This window comes from Pseudomonas folii, assembly GCF_014357575.1.
Taxonomy (GTDB): Bacteria; Pseudomonadota; Gammaproteobacteria; order Pseudomonadales; family Pseudomonadaceae; genus Aquipseudomonas; species Aquipseudomonas folii.
The window spans coordinates 13,927-37,399 of sequence record NZ_JACONW010000001.1 but is presented as its reverse complement, the minus strand read 5'-3'; the positions used below and the strand labels follow the sequence as shown (position 1 = coordinate 37,399).

Genomic DNA, 23,473 nt, shown 5'->3' with positions numbered 1-23,473 from the left:
TTCGGCAACGATTTACTGTTGGAGCGAGGCTTGCCCGCGAACCAGACGACGCGATATGTCAGACTCACCGCGTAATCGTTCTTCGCGGGCAAGCCTCGCTCCAACAGGTCCCGACAGCACGGCGCCATGGAGTCAAACCGCGCTTAGCACCCGCGCCAGTGTAGCCTTCACTTTGCCCATCCCGTCATGCAAGGCCTGTTCGATTTCGGCCATGGTGATGACTGCCGAAGACTTGCCCGCTGCCGGATTGACCACCAGCGCCAGGCAGGCATATTCCAGTTCCAGCTCGCGAGCCAGCGCTGCTTCCGGCATGCCGGTCATGCCCACGATGTCGCAGCCATCACGCTCAAGGCGGATGATTTCGGCGACAGTTTCAAGACGCGGCCCTTGAGTGCAGGCGTAAACACCCTGCTCGCTGAATTCACAGCCTTCGGCAGCCAATGCTGCAATCAGACGCCCCCGCAGCGCTTCACTGTAGGGATAGCTGAAGTCGATGTGGGTCACTTGCTCAAGGTCGTCGGCGAAAAAGGTGTGCTGACGACCACTGGTGTAATCAATCAGGTCGTGGGGCACGCAGAAATGCCCTGTGCCCATGGCAGGATGAATCCCGCCCACCGCATTGACTGCCAGAATCGCCTCCGCACCCGCGTGCTTCAGAGCCCAGATGTTGGCTCGGTAATTCACCTGATGCGGCGGGAAACGATGCGGGTGGCCGTGGCGCGCCAGAAACATCACCTCGCGACCGGCGTAATCGCCGATCTGGATCTCCCCCGAGGGTACGCCATAGGGCGTATTCACCGGCAGAGACTGACGAATGCTCAAGCCCTCAAGCTGAGTCAGCCCGGTACCACCGATAATCGCGTAAACAGTCATGGAAAATCCTTAGTCGATCAATTGCGCAGCGCGCAAGGCTTCAAGCGCGGCAAGCCAGCGCGGATGTTGACGATACTCGGTGCTGGCAAAAGCCTGACCGCGCATCCTGGCAATACGTGGCGAAGGCTTGACCTTGAGCCGTTGTGCAGCCGTCAACGCCAGTTCTGCAGCAGCACGATCGTTACAGACCAGCCCCATGTCACAACCGGCACTCAACGCCGCTTCAATGCGACTGGCCGCATCGCCGACCACATGGGCACCGGCCATGGACAGGTCGTCGCTGAAAATCACGCCGTCGAACTTCAGCTCACCGCGCAAGATATCCTGCAACCAGCGCCGGGAGAAACCGGCAGGTTGAGGATCGATCTGCGGATAAATCACATGCGCGGGCATCACGGCCGCCAGTTGCTGGCTCAGTCGGGCAAATGGGACCAGATCGTTGGCGCGGATCTGCTCCAGGCTGCGCTCGTCATTGGGTATCGCCACATGGGAGTCAGCCTCGGCCCAGCCGTGCCCTGGAAAATGTTTGCCGGTCGCGGCCATGCCAGCGGCATTCATCCCACGAATGAAAGCGCCCGCCAACAACGCCGCCCGCTCGGGATCACCCTCGAAAGCGCGCGTACCCACAACAGCGCTACGTTGGTAATCCAGATCAAGCACAGGCGCAAAACTCAGGTCCAGGCCCACTGCCAGAACTTCCGTCGCCATCAGCCAGCCGCAATGCTCAGCCAGCATCTCGGCATTGGGCTGGTGAGCAATCGAACGCATGGCTGGCAGTCGCACAAAGCCCTGACGCAAGCGCTGCACGCGACCGCCCTCCTGGTCCACTGCCAACAGTAGATCAGGCCGCACCGCGCGAATCGCCGCGCTCAGTTCGCGAACCTGACGGGGATGCTCGATGTTGCGGGCAAAAATGATCAGCCCGCCCACTTCGGGCTGACGCAGAAACTGGCGATCTTCGGCGGTCAACCAGGTGCCCGCGACATCCACCATTAAAGAGCCTTGCAGGCCAGAACTCATAAAAAAACACCATTGCCGATATCCAATCCGGGCAATGGTGCTTGATCATCGAGTCTGGCGCAATGCGCGAACAGTCAGGCCTTCGCAGTACTGGGGACAGGAGAGCTGCTTTTGCTGCGCGGCTTGAGTTGCGCGGCAATCATCGCGGCGTCGGTGACACCTGTTTCGGCACGCATGCCTGCGGCCAGGAACGGCACCATCAGGCGCATCACCTGCTCGATCGAGGTGTTGACGCCAAAATCGGTTTCGGCAATCGCCCTTAGCGCCTTGATGCCGGACATGCTGAATGCCGCAGCGCCAAGCATGAAGTGCACACGCCAGAACAGTTCAATGGGAGGGATGCGAGGCGCGGCCTCATTGACCAGCACCATATAGCGGCGAAAAACCTTGCCGTACATGTCTTCCAGATAACGGCGCAAATGGCCCTGACTCTGGCTGAACGCCAGACCCAGCAAGCGCATAAAGATCGACAGATCATTGTTGCTGCGTGGCTGTACCACGAGGGCTTGCTCGACCAGCATCTCCAGCAACTCTTCCAGGGTCGGCTTCTGATCAGGTCTGGCCTGACGGCGCTCCAGTTCACGGTCAAGACTGATACAGAAGGGTCCCAGGAAGCGCGAGAACACGGCCTGAATCAGCGCCTTTTTGGAACCGAAGTGGTAATTGACCGCCGCCAGGTTGACCGACGCCTTGCTGGTAATCAGCCGTAGCGACGTCTCTGCGAAGCCTTTCTCCGCGAACAACTGCTCGGCAGCATCAAGAATGCGTTCAACTGTTTCCGACTGGGCCATGGTTCTCTGCCTGACAAACACTTGTTTGAAACATACGTTTCAGATTATGTACCTGTCAAGTCCGCGATGCTCCATGGTCCGACAGGGGCGTATTTAACCATATAAACCGTGGCCTGTAGCCACCCGCGTAACCCGGCCCGCCATCCCGCCGGGCGCGATCGAAAACCGGCCTGATAAAAGGAAGATTGCCAACTCGCTCGTACTGTATATAATCCCAGTCACTGTATAAAAAGACAGAGCGATCAACATGATTAAACTGACGCCACGCCAAGCTGAAATTCTGGGATTCATCAAGCGCTGTCTTGAAGACAACGGCTACCCGCCTACTCGTGCGGAGATCGCTCAGGAACTGGGTTTCAAGTCGCCCAACGCTGCAGAAGAACATTTGAAAGCCCTGGCTCGCAAAGGCGCTATCGAGATGACGCCGGGCGCTTCCCGGGGCATCCGCATTCCAGGCTTTGAAGCAAAGACCGAAGAAAGCGGATTGCCCATCATCGGGCGCGTCGCTGCAGGTGCACCGATTCTGGCTCAGCAACACATCGAAGAATCTTGCAACATCAACCCTGCATTTTTTCACCCGAGTGCCGATTACCTGCTAAGGGTGCAAGGCATGAGCATGAAAGATGTCGGCATTTTTGATGGCGACCTACTCGCCGTGCACACCACCCGTGAGGCCCGCAACGGCCAGATCGTGGTAGCACGTATCGGCGACGAAGTGACGGTCAAGCGATTCAAGCGTGAAGGCAGCAAAGTCTGGCTGATTGCCGAAAACCCGGACTTCGCGCCCATCGAAGTGAATCTCAAGGATCAGGAACTGGTTATCGAAGGTTTGAGCGTCGGCGTTATCCGTCGCTAAGGAGACATCATGCAGTTTGTCCAGGCCCCGCAATCACAACTTCCACTGTTTGAAGCATTCCTGGCGCAACCCATTGCGCCCATGCTCAAGGAAGCAGCAGTACCGTCATGGAATAATGGACCTGAGGTGTTCAGTGAGCTGTCATTGCGTGGTGCAGCCGGGAACTGCTTGAGTCTACTGGCGCCGATCCTGCGCGAGCTGAGCGAAGAGTCCAACGCTCGATGGCTGACCCTGATCGCACCACCCTCCAGCCTTACACAAAGCTGGCTGCGTGATGCAGGACTCAACCGCGAGCGGATCTTGTTGCTGCAACCGCGCGGGACGCAAAGCGCATTTGAACTGACGCGTGAGGCGCTGCGCCTCGGCCGCAGCCACACTGTGGTCAGCTGGATCAATCCGCTCAGTACAGGATTGCGTCAACAGCTGATCAGCGCGGCAAAAATGGGTGACGCACAGAGCCTGAATATTCGTCTGGGCTAAGTCTTCCGGGCGAGTTCAGCCTCAGTGAAGAACTCGCGGGCCGGTATCCTTCTCCAGCTCGCCTTCAGCCAGACGACCCGCCATCTGTACACCGACGCTCAACATTGCCTTGGCGATCTCGACGTGTTGCCCTTGCAGGAACTCTTTGGCATCGGCCGAGAAATCCAGAGTCACCAACGAGCCTTCGTCGTCAGCACGACGCAGCTCAATCCGACCGTCAGGCAGTTCCACAATTTCAAGAAACGATGTTGGCATCAGGGCAGTACTCCACGAAAGGCCGACATTGTAGCAGCCTGTCGACCCAGTCCCTAGGGTCTGTTCCCGTTTTATGACAAGCCGCATTGCCGCAGCCGTCTTCAATCAGAAGGCTTTGAGCCATCTATCACTGCACAATCAGCACTCGCTCAGGCCTTCGCGGAAGCGAATTGCCAGTCCCTTGAGCTGCTGACGCCAGCTTTCCAGTTCCTCGCGGGACAGTTCAGGTTCAGATTCTTCATCCAGATTGACCGCCACAATGAGCGGCTGTGTTACATCGCCTTTCACTTTTTTCGGCGCACGAGGCGGCTCGAACAGGCTGTTGTACTCGGCAAGCAACTGCGCGAGCCAGGTTTCCCGGTGTTGAGCCAACTCGACCAGCTCGGCCATTTCCGGGATCGCCAGGGCATCCAGCACATCCTGGGTGAGGAGCATCTCCGCACGTGGCGCATTGGCTTGCGGCAGACGGTAGTAGCCGGCGATCTCGTGACACAGCCCCAGCAGGGCGCCATACAGATGGAATAACGCCGACTCACGCTCCGCCTGCAACAGCGCCTGAGCGTTCATGGCCCGGCCTTCCTGCGCCTTGCCCATGGACTCCAGAGCCAGGCCGGCGAAATAAATCTTTTGATTGGTGCGGGTATAGAGTTCGTGGGCCATGGCGGTCGCCTCCGTAGCGATGAGCAAGACCTGAAGCCAAGCCTTGTCAAAATTACCTCAATTAAATGCTTTCCGGTAGGAGCGAACTTGTTCGCGAGGCGGCGTATCAGCCACGATGGCTCGCGAACAAGTTCGCTCCTACCGGGGTTCAACCCAACCAAAGCAACAAAGCCCTCGGCACATACAGCATACCGAGGGCTTTGCGTTCAGTCAGGCGTTAGATCAACGCTTGTCTTCAACCTTCCAGGCCTTGCCGTCGTAGAACGCTTTCCAGCCGGTTGGCTTGCCTTCCACTTCGGTCTGAACGTACTGCTCTTTGGTCTTGCGGCTGTAACGGATCACTGTTGGGCGTCCGTCCGGATCTTTCTTCGGCGCGTCACACAGGAAGTGGTACTTCGGATCGATCTCGTCCTTGTGCGGTGCAATCTCCATGACCAGCGGCGCACGGGTTTCACGGTTTTTCGGGAATTGACTGGCCGCCAGGAACAGACCGGATGCGCCGTCACGCAGGATATACGTGTCGTCGACCTTGTCGCACTTGAGCTCAGGCATCTTCACCGGATCCATCTTCGGTGGAGCAGCGTCGCCGCTCTTGAGTAGCTTGCGAGTGTTCTTGCAATCAGGATTGGTGCAACCAAAAAACTTGCCGAAACGGCCTGTCTTGAGCTGCATCTCGCTGCCGCACTTATCGCACTCCAGGCTCGGGCCTTCGTAACCCTTGATCCGGTAGTTACCCTCTTCCACTTCAAAGCCAACGCAATCCGGGTTGTTACCGCAGATGTGCAGCTTGCGCTTCTCATCCAGCAGGTAAGCGTCCATTGCCGTGCTGCAGATGTGGCAACGATGCTTGCCGCGCAGAACGCGAGACTCGGACTCGCCCTCATCATCTTCGGCGATTTCATCGCCCGGCGTCAGGTTGACGGTAGCCTTGCAACGCTCTTTCGGTGGCAGGCTGTAACCCGAGCAACCAAGGAACACGCCGGTAGATGCAGTACGAATCTGCATCGGACGGCCGCACACCTTGCACGGGATATCAGTCATCACCGGCTCGTTGGAGCGCATCCCGCTGTCCGGCGCCTCAGCCACTTCCAGCTTCTTGCGGAAATCGCCATAGAACTCGTCCAGCACGTTTTTCCAGTCACGCTCGCCCTGGGCCACGTCATCGAGGTTTTCTTCCATGCCGGCCGTAAAGCCGTAGTCCATCAGGTTGGAAAAGCTCTCGGACAGGCGTTCAGTAACGATATCGCCCATTTTCTCAGAGTAGAAACGGCGATTGTGCAACGCGACGTAGCCGCGATCCTGAATGGTCGAGATGATCGCCGCATAAGTCGACGGACGACCGATGCCACGTTTTTCCATTTCCTTGACCAGGCTCGCTTCCGAGTAACGCGCAGGCGGCTTGGTGAAGTGCTGGCTCGGATCGAGCTTGATCAGCTTCAGGGTTTCGCCCTGAGCCATGTCCGGCAATACGTCGTCATCGCCCGGCTTGGTCATCTGCGGCAAGGCGCGGGTGTAACCGTCAAACTTCAGGATGCGACCCTTGGCACGCAGCTCGAAGGTCCCGGCCGCGACACTGACAGTCGTCGACAGGTATTGCGCTGGAGGCATCTGGCACGCCACGAATTGACGCCAGATCAGCTCGTACAGGCGCTCAGCATCGCGCTCCATGCCGCTCAGCTTGCTCGGATGCGTGTTGACGTCGGAAGGACGAATCGCTTCGTGAGCCTCTTGTGCGCCTTCCTTGCTGCTGTAGACGTTTGGCGATTCCGGCAGATACTTCTTGCCGAATTCGGCTTCGATGTAAGCGCGCGCCATGCTCACCGCATCAGCGGACAAGTTGGTCGAGTCAGTACGCATGTAAGTGATGTAACCCGCTTCGTAGAGACGCTGGGCCATCATCATGGTTTTCTTCACGCCGAAGCCCAGGCGGTTACTGGCAGCCTGCTGCAGAGTCGAAGTGATGAAAGGTGCCGAAGGCTTGCTGCTGGTCGGTTTGTCTTCACGCTTGGCGATGCTGTAGCTGGAAGCCTTGAGCTTTTCCAGTGCCGCCATGGCTTGAGCTTCGTTCAGAGGCTTGAACGCTTCGCCGTTTTCCCGGGCGACTTCGAAACGCACGTTCGCGCCCTTGGCGGTACCCAGATCAGCGTGTACTTCCCAATACTCTTCAGGGTTGAACGCACGGATTTCCCGCTCACGCTCCACCACCAGCTTTACGGCAACGGACTGCACACGACCGGCGGACAGGCCACGAGCAATCTTTTGCCACAGCAGCGGCGAAACCATGTAACCCACGACCCGGTCGAGGAAACGACGGGCCTGCTGAGCGTTGACGCGGGCGATATCCAGCTCGCCAGGCTTGGAGAAGGCTTCCTGAATGGCTTTCTTGGTGATCTCGTTGAACACCACGCGCTTGTAGCGGCTGTCATCCCCACCAATGGCTTCGCGCAGGTGCCAGGCAATGGCTTCCCCCTCGCGGTCCAAGTCCGTCGCGAGATAGATGGTGTCAGCATCCTTGGCGAGCCGGCGCAGCTCTTCGATCACCTTCTCTTTACCGGGAAGGATTTCGTATTTGGCTTTCCAGCCATGATCCGGATCGACGCCCATGCGGGCCACCAGTTGCTTCTTCGCCTTCTCTTTCGGCGTGAGCACCGGGCCTTCGCCAACTGCGGCCTTGCCACGTTTGACGGGTTCTTTACTGGCGCTAGCCGAACCGCTGGTGGGCAGGTCTCGGATATGGCCGATACTCGACTTCACCACGTACTGGTTGCCCAAATACTTGTTGATGGTCTTGGCCTTAGCCGGGGATTCCACGATGACCAGCGATTTGCCCATGGATCAGAAAATTCCTGAATACTGAAAATGAAAGACGGTTGGAACCTGTCAAGGCCCCGCTATATATAGTGGCTACAAGATGAGGTCAAGCACGGGATAGTGATCGAACTCGCCTCACGGCCTGGAAAAGAGGCTCGGTTCGACTTGAACCAAAGCAAAGCGCGGGACCTGCTCGCCGTCAACCTCGACGGACTCCAGAAACATGCTCAGCGGCCGCACCCACATCCCGAAATCGCCGTACAGCGCTTGGTAAAACACCACTTCTTCTTCGGTTTCGGAGTGCCTGGCAACACTGAATACGCGGTACTCGGGGCCTTTGTAATGGCGATAGAGACCTGGCTGTAAATTCATGTGGCTGTCCTCGCGAAAAAAACTGAAAAACTTTTCTGGAATGGCTTGTACAAAAATACAAAAGCCGGGGCACCTGGCCCCGGCTCGCATCAGACAAACGCGTCAGACGCGTTCGAAGACGGTAGCGATACCCTGCCCCAAACCGATGCACATTGTTGCAACACCGAGATTGGCGCCATTTTGCTTCATGACGTTGAGCAAAGTGCCGGAGATACGAGCGCCGGAGCAACCAAACGGGTGGCCCAGGGCGATGGCACCGCCGTGCAGGTTAACCTTCTCATCCATCTTGTCGAGCACTTTCAAATCTTTCAGCACTGGCAAGGCCTGTGCAGCGAAAGCTTCGTTGAGCTCGAAGACGTTGATATCAGCAATGCTCAGACCCGCGCGTTTCAAGGCTTTCTGAGTCGCGGGAACCGGACCATAACCCATAATCGCCGGATCCACACCTGCCACGGCCATGGAACGGATCACTGCCAATGGCTGAATACCAAGGTCCTGAGCGCGCTGGGCGGACATCACGATCATGCACGAAGCACCGTCAGTGATTTGCGAAGATGTGCCCGCTGTCACCGTACCGCCTTTCGGGTTGAAAGCTGGCTTCAAGGCCGCGAGGCTTTCCAGCGTGGTCTCGGGACGGATGGTTTCGTCGTAGTCGAAGACCTTGAGGAAACCGTTCTCGTCATACCCCTGCATCGGGATGATCTCGTCCTTGAACTTGCCTTCCAGCGTGGCCTTGTGGGCCAGGCGATGGGAACGCACGCCAAAGGCATCCTGCTGCTCACGGGTGATGCCATGCATTTTGCCGAGCATTTCTGCGGTCAGGCCCATCATGCCGGATGCCTTGGCGGCATACAGGGACATGTGCGGGTTTGGATCAACGCCATGCATCATGCCGACGTGACCCATGTGCTCGACGCCGCCGACCACAAATACATCGCCGTTACCGGTCATGATTGCCTGGGCGGCAGTGTGCAAGGCACTCATCGACGAGCCACACAGGCGGCTGACCGTCTGCGCCGCCGACGTATGTGGAATCTGCGTCAGCAACGAAGCCATACGCGCGATGTTCCAGCCCTGCTCCAGGGTCTGGTTGACGCAGCCCCAGATCACGTCTTCAACTTCGGCGGGATCAACCTTGTTGTTGCGTTCCAGCAGCTTGCTGATCAAGTGCGCGGACATATCTTCTGCGCGGGTATTGCGGTGCATGCCACCCTTGGAGCGGCCCATGGGTGTGCGACCGAAGTCGACAATCACCACATCTCTTGGATTCAAACTCATACATTCACTCCTGAAAGGTGCTTGACCGCTCTCAACCGAAGAAGCTCTGGCCGTTTTTGGCCATCTCACGCAGCTTCGCGGTCGGGTGGTACAAAGCGCCCAAATCAGCATATTGATCGGCCAGGGCAACGAAATCAGCGACACCAATGGAGTCGATGTAGCGCAACGCACCGCCACGGAACGGAGGGAAGCCGATGCCGTAGATCAAGCCCATATCAGCCTCGGCTGCGGTTTCGACAATACCGTCTTCAAGGCAGCGTACGGTTTCCAGGCACAACGGGATCATCATCCAGTTGATGATGTCTTCGTCGGACACTTCACGCTGTTCGTAGATGATCGGCTTGAGGACTTCGAGCACCGCAGAGTCGGTAACCTTCTTCGGCTTGCCCTTCTTGTCGGTCTCGTAAGCGTAGAAACCTTTACCGTTCTTCTGGCCCAGGCGTTTCGCCTCATAAAGAGCATCGATAGCCGAACGGCGATCATCTTTCATGCGATCCGGGAAGCCTTCGGCCATGACGTCGCGACCGTGGTGGCCGGTGTCGATACCAACAACGTCCATCAGATACGCAGGGCCCATTGGCCAGCCGAATTTCTCCATCACTTTGTCGATGCGCACAAAATCCACACCGGCACTGATCAGTCGGGCGAAACCGCCGAAGTACGGGAACAGCACACGGTTGACCAGGAAGCCCGGGCAATCGTTGACCACGATCGGGTTCTTGCCCATTTTCTTGGCATAGGCCACGGTGGTGGCTACTGCCAACTCACTGGACTTCTCGCCACGGATCACTTCCACCAGCGGCATCATGTGCACGGGGTTGAAGAAGTGCATGCCGACGAAGTTTTCCGGACGCTTGAGAGCTTTCGCCAGCAAGCTGATGGAAATGGTCGAGGTGTTGGAGGCCAGAATCGTGTCTTCGCCCACCTGGGCTTCGACTTCCGCCAATACCGCCTGTTTAACCTTCGGATTCTCGACGACAGCTTCGACCACGAGGTCAACGTTGCCAAAATCTCCGTAGGACAGCGTCGGACGAATCGCATTCAGCGCTTCGGCCATCTTGGCAGCAGTCAGACGGCCTTTTTCCACACGGTTGCCGAGCAATTTCGAGGCTTCGTTGAGACCCAACTGGATGGCGTCTTCACGAATGTCCTTCATCAGGATCGGCGTACCTTTGGAAGCCGACTGATAGGCAATGCCACCGCCCATGATGCCAGCGCCCAGTACCGCAGCCTGTTTCACGTCCTTGGCGGCCTCATCGTAAACCTTGGCTTTGCGTTTCAGCTCCTGATCGTTCAGGAACAAGCCAATCAGGCTCTGCGCAGCAGAGGTCTTGGCCATTTTGACAAAACCGGCAGCTTCGATTTCTAGCGCCTTGTCACGACCGAAGTTGGCAGCCTTCTGGATTGTCTTGATCGCTTCGACCGGGGCTGGATAGTTCGGACCCGCCTGACCGGCGACGAAACCCTTGGCGGTTTCGAATGCCATCATTTGCTCGATCGCGTTGAGCTTGAGCTTTTCCAGCTTTGGCTGGCGCTTGGCCTTGTAATCGAACTCACCGGAAATGGCGCGTTTGATCAGATCCAGCGCAGCTTCCTTTAGCTTTTCAGGAGCGACCACTGCATCGACTGCACCCACTTTCAGGGCGTCTTCGGCGCGGTTTTCCTTGCCGGAAGCAATCCACTCGATAGCGTTGTCGGCACCGACGATGCGCGGCAGACGTACCGTACCGCCAAAACCAGGATAGAGACCCAGTTTCACTTCAGGCAGACCGATTTTGGCGCTGCTGGACATCACCCGATAGTCTGCGGCGAGACACATCTCCAGACCGCCACCCAGGGCGATACCGTTGATGGCCACCACGGTCGGTACGCCAAGGTCTTCGAAATCGCTGAAAATCCGGTTGGCTTCCAGATTGCCCGCCAGCAGTTCTGCATCCGGCAACTTGAAGTTGTCGACGAACTCAGTGATATCGGCGCCGACGATGAAAACGTCCTTGCCGCTGGTGACAACCACGCCCTTGATGGAGCCATCAGCCTTGATGGTATCCACAGCCTGACGAAGGTCGTTGAGGGTGAGACGGTTGAACTTGTTGACGGACTCACCCTTGAGGTCGAAATTCAATTCGACGATGCCGCTCTCAAGAGCCTTAACCGTGATGGCTTTACCTTCGTAAATCATCAACTGATCTCCACGATATGGAAGCTGAACAATACACACCGGACGCTGAAATCTGGCGCGGCTACGACGTTATCGTCGGTGAAACGCCAAATCTTCAGGCACACCCGTCGATGCGGTAGCCGGGATCTGTAAGAACTGTCTTACTACCAAACGCTCAATTCATACGCCCGTTTGATTTGGGTGCGCCTACCTTCATGCAAATCCTGCGGTTTGTCAATTCGATGAATCACCGACAAACGCGGGTCATCCCCTAAAGCATCGCACGTCTGGAACCCCTCAAGCCCAGCGTGATCAGCCTCTATTCACTGTGTTTATCGGCAAAACCGAACCTATGTCCAGGCAGTTTTTGCACCACATAGGGTCACTCGTAAAAATAATTAAGAGAAAGCGCGACAAATGAGAGCAAAGCGTCTACATTCAGCGCACGACAGCACGAGGTGAATTTTTCGGATTCGTCGAAGCTTTAGTCACTCGCTTTGGGCATTGCACCGCAAAGCGCTACAGAATTACCGGCCTGCCTGGCCAACCCGAGCCCGATGTTGTTATCGGGCTTTTTAATGCCTGAAATTTGATCCGGCGAACGTTACGCCAGCGCTTTCAGCACCGCAGCAATACGCTGCAACACCTCCGCCTCGCCCTTCTCGCCCCAATACAAAGTGATCATCTGCGGGTCAGCCTCGACCTTGTAGACGTCTGCCGGCAGGGTATTGAAATGCGTCAGCAACACAGCATCCTCACAGGGCTCACGCCACTGATTGAGCCAGACGCCGGCCTCAGCCTGCCAATACACCCACACGGACGGTTTGCTGCCGCGTCGGGGCCGATGATATTGCGCGCAGGGGCTTGGCGGCTCTTTTGCCAGCCAGTGCGGCCAGTCCTGCGCCGACAGCTGCATGGCAAGCCCCATGCGCCGGGCCTCCATACGCAGGGCCATTCTGCCGCCCTGCTGACGGGACGGCCGCAGCCACACTAATGGGCTGAGCATTACGCCAACGATTGACAGAATTATCCAGAACGTCATATTGCTTGCTGCCTTTTATCTGCTAACCCATTGATGAAGATAATGGCCTGCCCAGATCGGGCTGAAAGAGCCATACTGAATACATCGCAACCTTAAGGAGGACTTCCTCATGAAGTATGAACACGTTCTGGTCGCCGTTGACCTGACTGACGAGTGCAACCCTGTCCTTTCCCGCGGTCGCGAAATTGCCGAGCGCAACGGGGCCAAACTGTCGCTGGTTCATATCGTCGAGCCGATGGCCATGGCCTTTGGCGGCGACGTGCCGATGGATCTTTCGCAACTTCAGCAACAGCAGTTTGATCAAGCCAAGGAGAAGCTTGCCGCATTGAAGGCTCAGTACCCGGATACCCACATTGGTGAAGCTCATCTGGTTTATGGCCAGCCTCGCCAGGAAATCCACGAGCTGGCGATCAAGGAAAAATGCGACCTGATCGTCGTGGGCAGTCATGGCCGTCATGGCCTGGCATTGTTGCTTGGTTCAACAGCTAACGACGTACTGCATGGCGCACCTTGTGATGTACTCGCAGTTCGCCTGAAAAAGGCGGAGTGATTCAACAACAGGATTGATGCATTTGCTGTGGGAGCGGTGCTTGCCCGCGATAATCTGTAAACCCAATCGCGGACAAGCACCGCTCCCACATGAAAATCGTATCTACTCAGTGATTTATATTTTGTTTGCCAGTTGCGCCACCCAATAAAAAGCCCGGATCAGTGATCCGGGCTTTTTATTTGCCTTGAGTATCAGGCGTCAAGCTCGGCCCAGCGCTCCAGCAAACCGTCCAGTTCCGCCTGACGGTTTTCCAGTTGCGCCAGTACCGCAGCTGTTTGCTCGGCAGGACGCTGATAGAAACCAGGTTCGGCCATTTCGGCTGTCAGGGCAGCAATCTGCGCTTCGGTCTCGTCAATCTGCTCAGGCAGGGCTTCCAGCTCGCGCTGTAGCTTGTAGCTGAGTTTCTTCTTGGCGCTCGCCACGGGTATTTCCTTGGCCTCAACCGGCACAGCTTCAACCACTGCAGTGGCCAGTTCGGCCTTGCCCGACTTGGAGTCAGTCACACCCAGCAGTTTGGGTGAGCCGCCCTGACGCAGCCAGTCCTGATAACCACCGACGTACTCGCGGACCTTGCCTTCGCCTTCGAACACCAGGGTGCTGGTCACGACGTTGTCGAGGAATGCCCGGTCGTGACTCACCATCAGTACGGTGCCTTTGAAGGTCAACAGCACCTCTTCAAGCAGCTCCAGGGTTTCCACATCCAGATCGTTGGTCGGTTCGTCGAGGACCAGCAGGTTGGCGGGCTTGCTGAACAGCTTGGCAAGCAACAGACGCGCACGTTCACCGCCGGACAACGCCTTGACCGGCGTACGGGCACGTTGCGGGCTGAACAGGAAATCGCCCAGATAGCTCAATACGTGCCGACTCTGGCCATCGATGTCGATAAAGTCGCGACCTTCGGCGACGTTGTCGATAACGGTTTTCTCCAGGTCCAGCTGATGACGCAACTGGTCGAAGTACGCCACATCAAGACGCGTCCCCACCTCCACCGAGCCATTGGTTGGCTGCAGATTGTCGAGCATCAGCTTGAGCAACGTGGTCTTGCCGGTACCATTGGCACCCAGAAGACCAATGCGGTCTTCGCGCTGCAGGACCATGGAGAAATCCTTGATCAACATCGGGCCGCCCGGGTGAGCGAAGCTGACGTTGTCCAGAACCATAACCTGCTTGCCGGATTTGTCAGCCGTATCCAGCTGGATATTGGCCTTGCCGGTGCGTTCACGACGCTCGCCACGCTCAACGCGTAATGCCTTGAGGGCACGCACACGGCCTTCGTTACGGGTACGACGGGCCTTGATGCCCTGACGGATCCAGACTTCTTCCTGAGCCAGACGCTTGTCGAACAGCGCGTTGGCGGTTTCTTCTGCCGCCAGACTGGCTTCCTTGTGAACGAGGAAGCTGGCGTAATCGCCGTTCCAGTCGATCAGACCACCACGGTCCAGCTCGAGGATGCGGGTTGCAAGATTCTGCAGGAAGGAACGGTCGTGCGTAATAAACAGTACGGCGCCCTGAAATTCCTTGAGCGCGTCTTCCAGCCAGGCAATCGCGCCGATGTCCAGGTGGTTGGTTGGTTCGTCGAGCAGCAGCAGATCCGGCTCGGACACCAGCGCCTGGGCCAGCAACACACGACGACGCCAGCCACCGGACAACTCGGCGAGGGTCTTGTCGGCAGGCAATTGCAGGCGGCTCAGTGTGCTGTCGACCAGTTGCTGCAAGCGCCAGCCATCACGGGCTTCGAGGTCTTGTTGAACATGCATCAGCTTGTTCAGGTCGTCCTCGGTGACGCAGTTCTGCGCAAGGTGGTGATACTCGGCCAGCAAGGCGCCCACACCGTCCAGACCTTCAGCAACCACGTCGAACACTGTCCGGTCGTCGGCTACTGGCAATTCCTGAGGCAATTCGCCGATTTTCAGGCCTGGCGCGCGCCAGACTGCGCCGTCATCGGGCTTTTGCACGCCTTTGACCAGCTTCAACATGCTGGACTTGCCAGTGCCGTTACGACCGATGATGCACACCCGCTCACCACGGGCGATCTGCCAGGATACCTTGTCCAACAACGGCATAGCGCCGAACGCAAGGGACACATCGCTGAATTTGAGCAGGGTCATGAGCTTCTCCAAAAACCGGGGGCGCATTCTACCTGAGATAGAAGCCATATGTCGGGTTTCAATGACAAGCGCGCTGCCGGGAATGCGCAACGACGCGCCTTGAGTCGTCCTCATTTGTTTCCAGTTGCGAACCCTCGGTCCGCAACGCTTTCAACCAGAGCTGGCAAAAGGCTAAGCTAGGGTTACTTTTCACGATTCATCTGCTCGGAAGTCTCATGCGCAGTCGCTTGTTCAGCCTTTTTTCCTGCATGCTCCTCTCTGCTACTGCGGCTCAAACTGTTTTCGCCGCAGATCTCAATCAACAGCGCCAGTATTACGATGTGGCCAAAAGCGCGTTGGCCAAGGGCGATACCGGCCCCTATAGGGCCTATGCTGCGGCACTCGCGGATTATCCTCTCGAGCCTTATCTGGCTTACGACGAGCTCACTGCCCGCCTGAAGACTGCAAGCAATCCGGAAATCGAGAAGTTTCTCGCCGAGCACGGCGACCTGCCGCAAGCCAACTGGATGAAGTTGCGCTGGCTGCGCTGGCTTGCCGAACGAGGCGACTGGGCAACCTTTGTCAAGTATTACGACCCGAAGATGAATTTCGTGGAACTCGACTGCCTGTATGGCCAGTACTTGCTGGGACATGGCAAGAAAGCCGAGGGCTACGCCAGCGCCGAGAAGCTCTGGATGACCGGCAAAAGCTTGCCAGCCGCGTGTGACGGTTTCTTTGCCCAATGGGCCGCTGACGGTCAGCTTCCGGAGCAGAAACGCTGGCAGCGGGCCAAGCTCGCCGCTCAGGCAGGCAACTATCCGTTGGCAACCACACTTGTCAACAGCCTTAACAGCCTTGCGCCCCAGGGCAAGCTGCTGCTGGAAATTGCCAAAAAGCCGGAAATGCTCAACAACCCGGCACAGTTCGCTCCGGTCGATGAGGCGATGTCCGACGTGGTCGGCCTGGGCCTTCGCCGCCTGGCCAAGCAAGATCCGCAGAAAGCCATGGAGATGCTCGATGGCTATTCGGCCAGGATGCATTTCTCCCATGAGGAACAAGTGCAGATCGCCAAGGAAATCGGCCTTACCCTGGCACGCCGTTACGATGGTCGTGCTCTGGAGGTCATGACCAAATACGACCCGGACCTGCGCGATAACACAGTCACCGAATGGCGTCTGCGCCTGTTGCTGCGTCTCGGTCGTTGGGAAGATGCCTACGAACTCAGCCGTCGTCTGCCCAAAGACCTGGCCGACACCAATCGCTGGCGTTATTGGGAAGCCCGCTCGCTGGAGCTGGCCCAACCACACAGCCCGCTGATCCCGGCACTCTATAAAGATGTGGCCAAGGAGCGTGATTTCTATGGCTTCCTGGCGGCCGACCGGACCCAAAGCGCTTATCAGATCAATAACAAGCCGCTGGTGCTCAGCCAGGCATTGATCAACAAGGTTCGCAACACACCGGGCGTTCGTCGCGCACTGGAATTCCATGCCCGCGGGCAGATCGTGGACGGCCGTCGTGAGTGGTATCACGTCAGCCGCCACTTCAACCGTGATGAAATGGTTGCCCAGGCCAAACTGGCCTACGACCTGAAATGGTACTTCCCTGCCATTCGCACCATCAGCCAGGCGCAGTACTGGGACGATCTGGATATCCGCTTCCCGATGGCCCACCGCGATACCCTGGTCCGTGAAGCCAATGTGCGTGGCCTGCATTCCAGCTGGGTGTTTGCGATCACACGACAGGAAAGCGCCTTCATGGACGATGCCCGCTCCGGCGTTGGCGCCAGCGGCCTGATGCAACTGATGCCTGCCACCGCCAAGGAAACTGCGCGCAAATTCAGCATCCCGCTGGCTTCGCCACAGCAGGTACTGGACCCGGATAAAAATATCCAGCTGGGCGCAGCCTATCTGAGCCAGGTCCACGCCCAGTTCAATGGCAATCGGGTACTGGCTTCCGCTGCTTATAACGCAGGCCCCGGACGCGTAAGGCAGTGGCTCAAGGGTGCCAATCACTTGGCCTTTGATGTGTGGGTAGAAAGCATTCCATTCGACGAAACCCGCCAGTATGTGCAGAACGTACTGTCCTACTCGGTGATCTACGGCCAGAAGCTCAACTCGCCACAACCGCTGGTGGACTGGCATGAGCGGTTCTTTGATGATTTGTAAGTAACCTGTGCAATACCCGATGCCAGTCAGCCACCCTGACTGGCATTTTTGTTTGTGATGCCGACTTCATTGCGCTGCAACAAAAGGCTGATCAACTGGTGGTTGTTATTTGAAGCATCCCTCCCTTTAGCTGAAAGTCTGGGTGTCTGTTGGAGCGAGGCTTGCCCGCGAAGAACCATAACGCCGTTAATGTGATTTATCGAGTTGACTGGTTCGCGGGCAAGCCTCGCTCCAACAGAAAAAATCTAAGGCCGCGATGGCGGGTTTGTCTGGAAGAATGCCTCGCAGCCTTCGGCAGCTCCTACAGGGTATGCGTAACGACATCAACATTCAAAGAACGACGCAACACTTGCCGGGCCAACCAGAGGCTGTTAAAGCTCTGCATCAGGTTTTGCAGGCTATGATCGACCTCATCGTCAATGATCACAAAAAGAAGGATTATCGAGACCATGCTGAAAGGAATTTCAAAAACGCTGCTTCTCAAGACGCCCTTGAGCAGCCTTCTGACCGGCAGCGTGCTGGCAGGCTTGATGATGGCCTCAGCGCCAGCTGTCTCGGCCGAACCGCCTGGCAAGGCCCTGAGCGCCAAAATCGGCTTGCCGTGGCCCGCGGTGATTGCCCACCGCGGCGCGTCCTATGACGCCCCCGAAGAAACCATTCCCGCCTACACAGTGGCGCGTGATCAAGGCGCTGACTATCTGGAAATGGATATTCAGCGCACCAAGGATGGTGTGTTGATCGCCCTGCACGATGACACGCTAGAACGCACGACCAACATCGCACAGGTCTTCCCCAAGCGAGTCAAAGATCCGCTGAACACCTTTACTCTGGATGAGATCAAGCAACTGGATGCGGGCAGTTGGTTCAACAAGGCTCACCCTGATCGCGCGCGCGAGGCTTATGCCGGTCTGCAGATCCTGACGCTGGAGGAAGTAATTGATATCGCCGAAGGCGGCAAGAACAAGCCCGGTCTGTACATCGAAACCAAAGCGCCAAGCCAGTTTCCCGGCATCGAAGCAGACCTCAAGAAAGTACTCGCCAAACGCGGCTGGCTCAGCAGCCGCCCTGCTGCCGCCGCCGGTTATGTGAACGTTGCGCACATGCCCGGCCGTGTTGTGCTGCAAACGTTCGAGAAGCCAAGCCTGGTGCTGTTGCAGAAAGAGATGCCGCAAGTGCCGAAGGTGCTATTGCTGTGGATCGGTAAAGGCTCCATCGAACCTGAATCCGATGTGGCCTTCGCAGACTCAGGTGCGAAAGACAAAGCCACGTATTACGGTGCCCAGAAGCCGAAAACCCAGGAAGAATTTGTCGCCTGGGTCGACTGGGCCAAGGCCCACGGCGCAATCGGTACAGGTCCGTCAGCGAAGCTCACCAACGGTGGCGACCAGAGCTACATGGACCTGGTCAAACCATGGATGAACAACGTGGCGCACGAAAGAGGCATGGTGGTACACCCGTACACCGTGGATGAGGAAGTTGACTTCAAACAAATCAGTCATGACGGCGTTGATGGCTTCTTCACCAACCGTACTTCGGAACTGCTGAAGTTCTATGGTCGTCCGGCCAAAGAAAGCCTGGATACCATCCTCAAGCGCAACGGTTACTGATCCGTCCTGAGGCTCTTGCTCAAGAGCGCTCTTGCTCAAGAGCTCTCTCGCACTACCAGCTCAAACCCCAGGTCCACCTGGGGTTTCTGCGCGACACCATCGATCAGCCCCAACAGCAATTGAGCGGCACGCTGCCCGACTTCTTCACGGGGTGTGCGAATCGAGGTCAGCCGCGGGACCATATGCGCCGAACCGGGCAGATCATTGAAGCCCACCAGAGACACCTGCTGCGGAATCTCGATACCACGACGCAACGCTTCAAGCGCTGCGCCTTGTGCAAGGTCATCGTTGCAGAAAAATACACCATCCACGTCCGGATGCTGCGTCATCAACTGCATGAACAACTCACCTCCGAGACCGATGGAAGACGGTTGCGGCGTCATCACTTGCAGGGTTGGATCGTAAAGCCCCTGCTCTTCCAGCACCTGACGAAAGCCTTCGCCTCGCTGCATGACGCGCGGGTCGAGTTGCGCGGCGATGTACGCCAGCCGTTTACGTCCGCGGCCCAGTAAATGACGCGCCGCCTCGGCACCGGCCTGAATCTGCGAGAACCCTACGCAATACGCGCCGCGCACAGTGTCCAGCTCCATCATGTGCACGCAAGGCACGCCGCTCGCGACCAACAGTTGACGCAGTGCAGGAGTGTGATCGAAACCGGTGAGCAGCAACCCGCGGGGTCGATTCACCAGGTGGTTGCGCAGCAGGTTCTCTTCTTCTTCGGGGGAGTAATGGTAGTTACCGATCACCACGTCCAGGCCACGGGTGCGCAGTACGTTCTGAATCGCTTCCAGTGTCTCGATAAACAGCTGGTTCGATAATGACGGCACCAGCACCACGACGGTCTGGCTCTGGGACGACGCCAGCGCCCGCGCCGCCGGGTTGGCGACATAGCCCAGGGCAAGTGCCGCAGCGCGGACCCTTTCCACTGACTCCGGGGTTACGGTACTGACACCCCGCAGCGCGCGGGAGGCGGTGATGGGTGAAACACCCGCCTGACGAGCCACTTCGTTCAGGGTAGGACGACCAGTAGAGCGGGAACCATTGCGTGTCATGCGTTGCCAACTACACAGGGATAAACATCGGGGGTTGCCAAAGGCGGTGGATGGGCTCTAAGGTAGCGCTGTCTCGTGGACCCTGCCAATGCTTTCAGTCATTTTGTTGACTTCGAGTACAGTCCGATGAAGACCGATTCATTCAAAACAATGACAAGAACTGGAACCAGCTCTTGCTGTACTTATGTCCAAGCTGACAAAGACAGCGCTGTCTCCAGCTAAGGTGGCCTACTGTGACAACTGCGAACTCTGCTATTTCCGCTCTGGTGATCATGGGCGTTTCGGGCTGCGGCAAGAGCGCCGTCGGTGCCGAGATTGCCGCCAAGAGCGGAGGCCGCCTGATCGAAGGCGACGCCTTTCATCCCCCCGCCAACATCAAGAAGATGAGCGACGGCCACCCACTCAACGACGAAGACCGAGCAGGCTGGCTCGAAACGCTGGGTAAAGAAATGGCCGCAGCGTTGAGTAATGGCGAACAACCCGTCCTCACTTGCTCATCTCTGAAACTGATTTATCGCGAACGCCTGCGCAACGCTGTGCCTGGTCTAGGCTTTGTATTTCTGGAACTGACCAAGGAGGTGGCGGTTGATCGCTGCTCCCATCGCCCCGGTCACTTCATGCCAGCCAGCCTGGTTGACAGCCAGTTCGCAACGCTGGAACCACCTTACGGTGAAGATCGTACTTTGGTCGTGGATGCTGGTAATGCGTCTATAGACGAGATCAGCACTCAAGCAGCGAACTGGTGGAAAGCGTCGAAAGCCAGCTAAAGGCGTGGGCGCGAAAGACAGCGCTGTCTTGCACATAAATGTGCTGAAAATGTGGAACGACAGCGTTTAGCCGTAGCTCCATAAACAATAAAGATAACCGGAGAGACATCTATGTTCGGTATGACACACGAGACGTACCTGTTGGTCGACGCGGTGGTTACCATCATCGGCTTGATCCTGCTGATCACCAAATTCAAGGTCCACCCTTTCGTCGCACTGACGATTGCCGCAGGCTTCCTTGGCCTGACGTCCGGCATGCCGGTGGAAAAAGTCATGAAAGCCTTCCAGGACGGCTTCGGCGGCGTGCTGGGTTTCGTCGGTATCATCCTCGGCCTGGGTACCATGCTCGGCAAACTGATGGCCGATTCCGGTGGTGCTGATCAGATCGCGCAGACGCTGATCCGCTCGTTCGGCAAGCAGCGCGTGCATTGGGCAATGATGTTTGCTGCCTTTCTGGTAGGCATCCCGCTGTTCTTCGAGATCGGCTTCGTTCTGTTGATTCCGCTGGTGTACATCGTTGCTCGTCGTACCGGCGTGTCCATCGTCAAGATCGGCATCCCGTTGCTGGCCGGTCTGTCTGCCGTTCACGGTCTGGTACCGCCACACCCGGGGCCGCTGTTGGCCATCGGGATCTTCGGCGCTGATATTGGCAAGACTATTTTCTACGGCCTGTTGGTGGCGTTGCCTACTGCAATCATTGCCGGTCCTATCTATGGCAAGTGGATTTCCAAATACGTACCGGGCACCCCGTCGCAGGAGTTGATGGAGCAGATCGGTAAAGAGTCGAGCGCGACCAACTTACCAAGTTTTGGCATCACGCTGGTCACCATCCTGCTGCCCGTGTTCCTGATGTTGCTGAAGACCTTCGCTGATGTGGTGCTGCCTGAAGGCAATAGCTTCCGCATCTGGATGGACTTCATCGGCCACCCGATCACCGCCCTGCTCGCGGCCTTGCTGCTAGCCTTTTACACCTTCGGTTCAGCGCGTGGTTTTGATCGCACTAAAATCATGAAATTGCTGGATCAAAGCCTTACGCCGGTAGCCGCTATCGTACTGATCGTAGGTGCGGGCGGTGGTTTCAAGCAGATGCTGGTAGCCAGCGGCGTGGGCGACCTGATCGGTAACATGGCAGTGCAGGCGCAGATCAACCCGATCATGCTGGCCTGGCTGGTCGCTGCAGTGATTCGTATTGCGACGGGTTCGGCGACGGTGGCAACGATTACCGGTGCGGGCATCGTGGCGCCGGTGATTGGTCTGATCCCGGGCGTTAACCGTGAGTTGCTGGTGTTGGCGACGGGTGCAGGTTCGTTGATTCTGTCCCATGTAAACGACGCAGGTTTCTGGCTGGTGAAGCAGTACTTCAATATGACAGTGGCAGAGACGTTCAAAACCTGGACCGTCATGGAAACCATTCTGTCGGTGGTCGGTTTGATCTTCATCCTGCTGTTGTCGATGGTGATTTGATCCTGGCCGATTGGATTTCACATCCCGTGGCAACAACAAAATAACGGACCAGTCTTCTCTGGTTTCGCCCTAATGGTTGCCCCCTTTGTTTCGGCAAAGGGGGGCAAACCATTTATCGCTGACGTACGGCCCCTGCTCCGCAGGGGTTCCTTCATTCCGGTGCCATGATGTAGACACGCCGACGGCCACCCATGGCCCAATGGCGCTCGCCTCGCATCGTCTGCACTATCGCGACTAACAACCCAGTCCAATCTTTGAACACTGCTCACGCGGAGCAGCGACGATGCCGGGCACTTCAAACCCGCTCTGCCCACGTTTACTTTTCGTGGAGCCCATTCACGTTATCCGACGCAAATCCCTTCTCAAGATCAGACCCATCCGACCTGCCTGTCCCTGTAGTCCTACGAGCCTTGTGGCGATTTCGATCAATATTTTCAGAAGAGTCCAGCGTATCTCTTGAGTTACGCCTACGCTGATAAGCGATCAGGGATGTATCGTGGCACAGCGTGATGTATTACATGAAAATGCTGCCGGATAAGTACGTGTTTCACGCTCTGTAAAGAAAGGTGTCCGGCAGAGCAGCTAAATACGGGCTTTTGCTATCAAAAACAGGCAGAATTGGCGCGCTCATCGGGCCGGGAACCGGTTTTGATGACAGAAAAATGTACCGAGGGAATTAAATTCGCACCTGTAACGTCATATTGATGGACGCATTTGGATGTACTCGGCAACTATTACCACGCAAAGGCACACGCCAGCCTCCTGCTGAGAGGCCATCAAGGAAACGATTATGTTGATACTCACCCGCAAAGTAGGCGAAAGCATAAACATTGGTGACGAGATTACCGTCACGATTCTGGGCGTTCAGGGCCTTCAGGTACGCCTGGGCATCAACGCACCGAAAAATGTTTCTGTGCATCGCGAAGAAATCTACAAACGCATTCAGGCAGAACTTGCCCCGAACCAAGACCCACAATGATCTGATCGTTACCTCCCCCGCATTCAAACCGACCCGCCTGAAATCGGGCGAGTTGGCCACGGCGTCTCCGGACGCCGTTTTTTATGTCTGGTTTATTTGCAGCCTTCCCCTTCGACGCCACACCACCGCCTGGCGTATGGCTATTTGCCGCTGACGACCACTTGTCCGCCAACCAGAACTCCTGCTGAAAAACCTCACTCAACCTC

Annotated in this window: 20 protein-coding genes; 8 read left to right on the top strand and 12 right to left on the bottom strand. The window is 57.1% G+C overall.

All coding sequences use genetic code 11. The features are described from left to right. Positions 1 to 132 precede the first annotated feature (132 nt). The 3 genes from H8S59_RS00185 to H8S59_RS00175 all read right to left on the bottom strand — a co-directional run bounded on the left by H8S59_RS00185 (position 133) and on the right by H8S59_RS00175 (position 2,684). Entirely contained in the window at positions 133 to 873 is a 741-nt protein-coding gene (locus H8S59_RS00185; RefSeq protein ID WP_187520023.1) for an S-methyl-5'-thioinosine phosphorylase, read from the bottom strand. Positions 874 to 882: 9 nt separating this feature from the next. Continuing rightward, positions 883 to 1,881, bottom strand: coding sequence for a beta-N-acetylhexosaminidase (gene nagZ, locus H8S59_RS00180; RefSeq protein ID WP_187520084.1), 999 nt, complete (start codon positions 1,879 to 1,881; stop codon positions 883 to 885). An 86-nt stretch (positions 1,882 to 1,967) separates the two neighbouring features. Continuing rightward, positions 1,968 to 2,684, bottom strand: coding sequence for a TetR/AcrR family transcriptional regulator (locus H8S59_RS00175; RefSeq protein WP_095095401.1), 717 nt, complete (start codon positions 2,682 to 2,684; stop codon positions 1,968 to 1,970). A 247-nt stretch (positions 2,685 to 2,931) separates the two neighbouring features. On the opposite strand from H8S59_RS00175, the gene lexA reads away from it, so the two are divergent. Next, positions 2,932 to 3,540 (top strand): transcriptional repressor LexA, encoded by a 609-nt coding sequence (gene lexA, locus H8S59_RS00170; RefSeq protein WP_095095398.1) that lies wholly within the window; start codon positions 2,932 to 2,934, stop codon positions 3,538 to 3,540. Positions 3,541 to 3,549: 9 nt separating this feature from the next. Further along, positions 3,550 to 4,020, top strand: coding sequence for an SOS-induced cell division inhibitor SulA (sulA, locus tag H8S59_RS00165; protein ID WP_095095395.1), 471 nt, complete (start codon positions 3,550 to 3,552; stop codon positions 4,018 to 4,020). A 21-nt stretch (positions 4,021 to 4,041) separates the two neighbouring features. Here sulA and H8S59_RS00160 read toward each other — a convergent pair whose 3' ends face one another. The 7 genes from H8S59_RS00160 to H8S59_RS00130 all read right to left on the bottom strand — a co-directional run bounded on the left by H8S59_RS00160 (position 4,042) and on the right by H8S59_RS00130 (position 12,596). Beyond that, positions 4,042 to 4,275, bottom strand: coding sequence for a hypothetical protein (locus H8S59_RS00160; protein ID WP_027900631.1), 234 nt, complete (start codon positions 4,273 to 4,275; stop codon positions 4,042 to 4,044). Between the two features lie 138 nt (positions 4,276 to 4,413). After that, positions 4,414 to 4,935 (bottom strand): DUF6586 family protein, encoded by a 522-nt coding sequence (locus H8S59_RS00155; protein WP_095095392.1) that lies wholly within the window; start codon positions 4,933 to 4,935, stop codon positions 4,414 to 4,416. 222 nt (positions 4,936 to 5,157) lie between these two features. After that, positions 5,158 to 7,767: a type I DNA topoisomerase gene (gene topA / locus H8S59_RS00150; protein WP_095095389.1), complete on the bottom strand. Its 2,610-nt coding sequence runs from the start codon at positions 7,765 to 7,767 to the stop codon at positions 5,158 to 5,160. Between the two features lie 114 nt (positions 7,768 to 7,881). After that, positions 7,882 to 8,118 (bottom strand): DUF1653 domain-containing protein, encoded by a 237-nt coding sequence (locus tag H8S59_RS00145; protein WP_027900628.1) that lies wholly within the window; start codon positions 8,116 to 8,118, stop codon positions 7,882 to 7,884. A gap of 102 nt (positions 8,119 to 8,220) precedes the next feature. Continuing rightward, entirely contained in the window at positions 8,221 to 9,396 is a 1,176-nt protein-coding gene (fadA, locus tag H8S59_RS00140) for an acetyl-CoA C-acyltransferase FadA (RefSeq protein ID WP_027900627.1), read from the bottom strand. A gap of 31 nt (positions 9,397 to 9,427) precedes the next feature. Continuing rightward, the gene (gene fadB / locus H8S59_RS00135) at positions 9,428 to 11,575 is read right to left on the bottom strand and encodes a fatty acid oxidation complex subunit alpha FadB (protein WP_187520022.1); all 2,148 of its coding nucleotides are present in this window, start codon (positions 11,573 to 11,575) and stop codon (positions 9,428 to 9,430) included. Positions 11,576 to 12,158: 583 nt separating this feature from the next. Next, the gene (locus H8S59_RS00130; RefSeq protein ID WP_187520021.1) at positions 12,159 to 12,596 is read right to left on the bottom strand and encodes a hypothetical protein; all 438 of its coding nucleotides are present in this window, start codon (positions 12,594 to 12,596) and stop codon (positions 12,159 to 12,161) included. 109 nt (positions 12,597 to 12,705) lie between these two features. On the opposite strand from H8S59_RS00130, the gene H8S59_RS00125 reads away from it, so the two are divergent. Next, positions 12,706 to 13,146 (top strand): universal stress protein, encoded by a 441-nt coding sequence (locus tag H8S59_RS00125; RefSeq protein WP_095095373.1) that lies wholly within the window; start codon positions 12,706 to 12,708, stop codon positions 13,144 to 13,146. A gap of 191 nt (positions 13,147 to 13,337) precedes the next feature. Here H8S59_RS00125 and H8S59_RS00120 read toward each other — a convergent pair whose 3' ends face one another. Further along, a complete protein-coding gene (locus H8S59_RS00120; RefSeq protein ID WP_095095369.1) occupies positions 13,338 to 15,254 on the bottom strand; it encodes an ATP-binding cassette domain-containing protein in 1,917 nt (638 codons plus the stop codon). Positions 15,255 to 15,469: 215 nt separating this feature from the next. Here H8S59_RS00120 and H8S59_RS00115 point away from each other — a divergent pair, with 215 nt between their 5' ends. Both H8S59_RS00115 and H8S59_RS00110 read left to right on the top strand, forming a co-directional pair. Further along, positions 15,470 to 17,398, top strand: a complete 1,929-nt coding sequence (locus H8S59_RS00115; protein ID WP_187520020.1) for a transglycosylase SLT domain-containing protein — start codon at positions 15,470 to 15,472, stop codon at positions 17,396 to 17,398. Between the two features lie 452 nt (positions 17,399 to 17,850). Further along, entirely contained in the window at positions 17,851 to 19,005 is a 1,155-nt protein-coding gene (locus H8S59_RS00110; RefSeq protein ID WP_187520083.1) for a glycerophosphodiester phosphodiesterase, read from the top strand. A gap of 35 nt (positions 19,006 to 19,040) precedes the next feature. On the opposite strand, the gene gntR is transcribed toward H8S59_RS00110, so the two are convergent. Then, on the bottom strand, positions 19,041 to 20,057 hold the full coding sequence (gene gntR / locus H8S59_RS00105; RefSeq protein WP_187520019.1) for an HTH-type transcriptional regulator GntR: 1,017 nt from the start codon (positions 20,055 to 20,057) through the stop codon (positions 19,041 to 19,043). A 272-nt stretch (positions 20,058 to 20,329) separates the two neighbouring features. Here gntR and H8S59_RS00100 point away from each other — a divergent pair, with 272 nt between their 5' ends. The 3 genes from H8S59_RS00100 to csrA all read left to right on the top strand — a co-directional run bounded on the left by H8S59_RS00100 (position 20,330) and on the right by csrA (position 23,267). After that, entirely contained in the window at positions 20,330 to 20,824 is a 495-nt protein-coding gene (locus H8S59_RS00100; RefSeq protein WP_027898328.1) for a gluconokinase, read from the top strand. A gap of 111 nt (positions 20,825 to 20,935) precedes the next feature. After that, positions 20,936 to 22,288, top strand: coding sequence for a GntP family permease (locus tag H8S59_RS00095; protein ID WP_095095363.1), 1,353 nt, complete (start codon positions 20,936 to 20,938; stop codon positions 22,286 to 22,288). Positions 22,289 to 23,078: 790 nt separating this feature from the next. After that, the gene (gene csrA / locus H8S59_RS00090; RefSeq protein ID WP_002554157.1) at positions 23,079 to 23,267 is read left to right on the top strand and encodes a carbon storage regulator CsrA; all 189 of its coding nucleotides are present in this window, start codon (positions 23,079 to 23,081) and stop codon (positions 23,265 to 23,267) included. The last annotated feature ends 206 nt before the right edge of the window (positions 23,268 to 23,473 follow it).

Bases quoted from the DNA above. Each gene is read 5' to 3' on its own strand.
- H8S59_RS00125 (WP_095095373.1), top strand. From the start codon at position 12,706: ATGAAGTATGAACACGTTCTGGTCGCCGTTGACCTGACTGACGAGTGC.
- H8S59_RS00120 (WP_095095369.1), bottom strand. From the start codon at position 15,254: ATGACCCTGCTCAAATTCAGCGATGTGTCCCTTGCGTTCGGCGCTATG.
- csrA (WP_002554157.1), top strand. From the start codon at position 23,079: ATGTTGATACTCACCCGCAAAGTAGGCGAAAGCATAAACATTGGTGAC.
- lexA (WP_095095398.1), top strand. From the start codon at position 2,932: ATGATTAAACTGACGCCACGCCAAGCTGAAATTCTGGGATTCATCAAG.
- gntR (WP_187520019.1), bottom strand. From the start codon at position 20,057: ATGACACGCAATGGTTCCCGCTCTACTGGTCGTCCTACCCTGAACGAA.
- H8S59_RS00095 (WP_095095363.1), top strand. From the start codon at position 20,936: ATGTTCGGTATGACACACGAGACGTACCTGTTGGTCGACGCGGTGGTT.
- H8S59_RS00155 (WP_095095392.1), bottom strand. From the start codon at position 4,935: ATGGCCCACGAACTCTATACCCGCACCAATCAAAAGATTTATTTCGCC.
- fadA (WP_027900627.1), bottom strand. From the start codon at position 9,396: ATGAGTTTGAATCCAAGAGATGTGGTGATTGTCGACTTCGGTCGCACA.
- H8S59_RS00160 (WP_027900631.1), bottom strand. From the start codon at position 4,275: ATGCCAACATCGTTTCTTGAAATTGTGGAACTGCCTGACGGTCGGATT.
- H8S59_RS00185 (WP_187520023.1), bottom strand. From the start codon at position 873: ATGACTGTTTACGCGATTATCGGTGGTACCGGGCTGACTCAGCTTGAG.
- H8S59_RS00130 (WP_187520021.1), bottom strand. From the start codon at position 12,596: ATGACGTTCTGGATAATTCTGTCAATCGTTGGCGTAATGCTCAGCCCA.
- H8S59_RS00175 (WP_095095401.1), bottom strand. From the start codon at position 2,684: ATGGCCCAGTCGGAAACAGTTGAACGCATTCTTGATGCTGCCGAGCAG.
- H8S59_RS00100 (WP_027898328.1), top strand. From the start codon at position 20,330: ATGGGCGTTTCGGGCTGCGGCAAGAGCGCCGTCGGTGCCGAGATTGCC.
- topA (WP_095095389.1), bottom strand. From the start codon at position 7,767: ATGGGCAAATCGCTGGTCATCGTGGAATCCCCGGCTAAGGCCAAGACC.
- H8S59_RS00115 (WP_187520020.1), top strand. From the start codon at position 15,470: ATGCGCAGTCGCTTGTTCAGCCTTTTTTCCTGCATGCTCCTCTCTGCT.
- sulA (WP_095095395.1), top strand. From the start codon at position 3,550: ATGCAGTTTGTCCAGGCCCCGCAATCACAACTTCCACTGTTTGAAGCA.
- fadB (WP_187520022.1), bottom strand. From the start codon at position 11,575: ATGATTTACGAAGGTAAAGCCATCACGGTTAAGGCTCTTGAGAGCGGC.
- H8S59_RS00145 (WP_027900628.1), bottom strand. From the start codon at position 8,118: ATGAATTTACAGCCAGGTCTCTATCGCCATTACAAAGGCCCCGAGTAC.